General features: G+C 36.6%; 5 protein-coding genes. 3 read left to right on the forward strand and 2 right to left on the reverse strand.

Annotation, left to right across the window (positions count from 1 at the left end):
- Positions 1-138 precede the first annotated feature (138 nt).
- Positions 139-843: a hypothetical protein gene (locus tag ABD930_RS08765; RefSeq protein ID WP_345231347.1), complete on the forward strand. Its 705-nt coding sequence runs from the start codon at positions 139-141 to the stop codon at positions 841-843.
- Here the strand turns inward: ABD930_RS08765 and ABD930_RS08770 are convergent.
- The gene (locus ABD930_RS08770; protein WP_345231348.1) at positions 805-1,518 is read right to left on the reverse strand and encodes a DUF2306 domain-containing protein; all 714 of its coding nucleotides are present in this window, start codon (positions 1,516-1,518) and stop codon (positions 805-807) included. The genes ABD930_RS08765 and ABD930_RS08770 overlap by 39 nt on opposite strands.
- A 200-nt stretch (positions 1,519-1,718) precedes the next feature.
- Between ABD930_RS08770 and ABD930_RS08775 the strand changes: the two genes are divergently transcribed.
- The gene (locus ABD930_RS08775; RefSeq protein WP_345231349.1) at positions 1,719-2,201 is read left to right on the forward strand and encodes an SRPBCC family protein; all 483 of its coding nucleotides are present in this window, start codon (positions 1,719-1,721) and stop codon (positions 2,199-2,201) included.
- A gap of 13 nt (positions 2,202-2,214) precedes the next feature.
- Here ABD930_RS08775 and ABD930_RS08780 read toward each other — a convergent pair whose 3' ends face one another.
- Complete coding sequence (locus ABD930_RS08780; protein ID WP_345231350.1) at positions 2,215-2,778, reverse strand: DinB family protein; 564 nt, start codon at positions 2,776-2,778, stop codon at positions 2,215-2,217.
- Positions 2,779-2,964: 186 nt separating this feature from the next.
- Here ABD930_RS08780 and ABD930_RS08785 point away from each other — a divergent pair.
- Positions 2,965-3,280: LytR/AlgR family response regulator transcription factor (locus tag ABD930_RS08785; protein WP_345231351.1), on the forward strand; the 316-nt coding region annotated here is incomplete at its 3' end.

A 3,280-nucleotide genomic window follows, 5' to 3' on the forward strand; every position in this document is an offset into this window, starting at 1 on the left:
ACTTTTGTTCATACTTTTTTGTCGCAACTCAAAAGTATAAATCCTGGAGCAGTCTGATTAATTTCTACTGCTCCTTTTTATTTTTTTCCGGACACTAGTGAATTTAAATATATTACAAAAAAGCTAACTTTACATTGCATGATCTATACAAAAGAAACTTATCCAGATATGCATGCTGTACCGAGCGTTTTTATGACTTGGTTTTACCGGTTTTTATGCTGCGCACTGATCCCCTCATATAGCCTTCTTTTTTATTTACTGCCAATATTATTGTTTGTATCGAATAGCGATATTGTCAAAAAAGGTACTTACCTCTTTCTTGCTATATATTATCCACTTATCATGTGGAGTAGTTTTATACTTATCCGGCTGTATGCTAAACGCAAAAGAAAAGCTATCAAAAGCATTGTGGTAGACCGTAATGGTATCCATTATCAATTTGTCTATGGCAAGTTCGAATCGATTTTATTTGAACAATTGGAGCGTAGTCCGGAATATGACAGTACTGATATTGATTGGCATCCCCGTTCTCGTCATACGCGGGAATATTTGTATGGTTTCATCGCGGGCGAACAAAAAATAATCGATTTTCAATGTGCTGCTGCTCCTTTTTTTTATCTTATGAAGAATCGTCGACAGTTAAGGGCGCATTTTTTGCAGGGTGTGGAGCTATTCCGCCCAGATCTGAAGATTTCGCCTGACCTGTACCGTACTTTTTTTATTCATCCCGAAACCTATGAATTTGACAGGAAATCTTATGGATTAAACATAATGGGAATTATTATTTCTATTACGATCATCCTCCTAGGTATCTATTTGTTGATGAAATATAGATTTGGTTAACATTTGTTTTGTACCATCTTCTTCTAAATTCTTTTTACGAAGCTTTCTGAAATAAAAAATGATGAATCCGATTTGTAGGAGTGTTCCGAAGACAGAGGGTAAAAATTGACTATAAGGTTGATAATTGTTGAAAACGGTTCCTGTAAATGCGGATAATAAAGCGGTAAACGCACCAATCATTTTGAAGATATGCTCATAGAGCCAAATATTTTGGTAAGCTTTTTTTGGAATTAAATAGCGTATAAAATCATAAGTAATTACAGCCAATAAAGCACCAACGGTACTATAAACAATTATTGGTGACCAATACATACCAATAGACTTGAAATAATACAAAAAGTAAGAGACCGAAATGAGCGATACTATGGCGACCGAAATATCGATTAATCTCGGTTTATTCTTTTTTGTTTTTAGAATCTGATATCCTGAAAATCCATAATAGCCACTCAAAACCGTTATTATTAAAAGAAAAGTATTTCTTTTAAAAACAAATACCCCAATTAATCCGGTCAGTATTACAATGATTAAAAATAGGAGAAATATTGCTCCACTCCGACGATGCCACTTTCCACCTTTTTTAGTGATCAATGCTGTTATTCCCAGTAGTAAACCAATTGAGCCGCCTATTACGTGAATTACTATATTTAAAATGTGCGGAAAAGAGTAGTCATTCATAAGGCAACTCAATTATTTTGAATGTTGAATCAATGGCTTGAGACGAAGTTAACAAATCTTGTTGAGGATGTAGCAGGATGGATGACGTTATTTAAACGAATGATTTTCATTTATTTAATTTAACTTTACGCATCCAGCAATTGAGTTGACTACGAATATTGATAATTGGTTTTATTTTTTAACTTCACTATAAACCTAGCATGCCCATTATTGAATTAACAACGATTATACAGGCGGAAATTGACGTTTGTTTTGACTTATCAAGAAGTATTGACCTACATTGTATTTCTACGACCGGTACAAATGAACGCGCTGTTGAGGGTACTACTTCTGGGCTGATCGGTATGAACGAAACCGTAACGTGGCAGGCTACTCATTTTGGTATAAGACAACGGTTGACTTCAAAGATCACGGCTTATGAACGCCCGTTCTACTTTAGAGATGAACAGCTTGATGGCGCTTTTTCTTATATCAAACATGACCATATTTTTGAAAGGGCTGGAGACCGAACGATTGTGCGCGATCATTTTGACTATGGTGTACCCTATCGTATTTTTGGCAGCGCGTTTGACCGCTTAGTACTGAATAATTATCTCCGCAGATTCTTGGAGAAAAGGAACCGCATTGTGAAGGATTATGCAGAAAGTGGAAATTTTAGGCAACTACCTGGATTTAATATATAGTATCGGAATAGCTCTACCAGTTTCCGGCATATCCAAGGTCTTCATGGGTCAATTGCCTGAGGTAATCATATTTTAACTTGGTTATCTGCCGTATATGTAAATAATCGTGAGCAAGCCAGTTTGAAAGCAACATGTTAGCGGTTATCTTTCCGAGTTTTGGATGCTCATATGCATTTTCCCATGCTGGATTTGACAGGTTTTGTAACCAGCTAACGGACTGCGTTCTTTCCGTAAGAAAATCGTTTAATTTATCTTGGTAATCTTGCTGTATATATGCCCTGGATGACACCCAACCCGGAGGATCAATTGGTGGCAGGGGTTCCGTTGGACTGGAAAGTACATGTGCTGTTCGTAACCTGAAATCTTCCCTTTCAATGTCATACAAATGGCAAACAATCTCAAGCAGACACCACTTTTGGGGATTAGGTTTCCATAAATATAATTCTTCTCCTACAGGAGCAAGCAATGCTTTAAAAACATTCCTATTTTCCGAAAGCTCTTTGATGATTTTTAAATAAGGTATTTTTTCTATACCGCTAATGGTTTCCATCCTTTCTGTGACGATCGGTTTTCCCATATTCGAAAATAACATTATTAAATTGATTATCAAAATGCGCTAAACGGTAGAACTCATGGCTCGTCCATAGCTTTATTTGTCTGAAGCTTTATTGCTCATCAAAAACTAAATTTTTCTTAATGACTGTTGCTGTTCGTTAAAATTCTTCGCTTACAAGTATTATTTTTACCCGATAGAATTTGAATTATGATAACCGTTGTGATCATAGAAGATGAACCGGCAGTGCGTAAAGAAATAAGCTACCTGATACAGCAGGAAGCCGACACGGTATTGGTAGGTTGGAGTGACCATGTCCAATCAGCTGTAAAACTGATCGACGAGAAACAACCTGACGTGGTATTGATGGATATTCAACTTCAGGATGGAACGGCTTTCGACCTGTTGAAAAGGCTAAACTTGGAATTGCAACTTAAAGTAGGAGACTTTTTTATGCTGCCAATCTATCTTTTTCTAGCAGCATCTCTTCAATCTGTTTGGGTGTCTTATAGCCCAGAGCAGAATG

This window comes from Olivibacter ginsenosidimutans, from assembly GCF_039542865.1.
In the GTDB taxonomy this organism is placed as follows: Bacteria; Bacteroidota; Bacteroidia; order Sphingobacteriales; family Sphingobacteriaceae; genus Olivibacter; species Olivibacter ginsenosidimutans.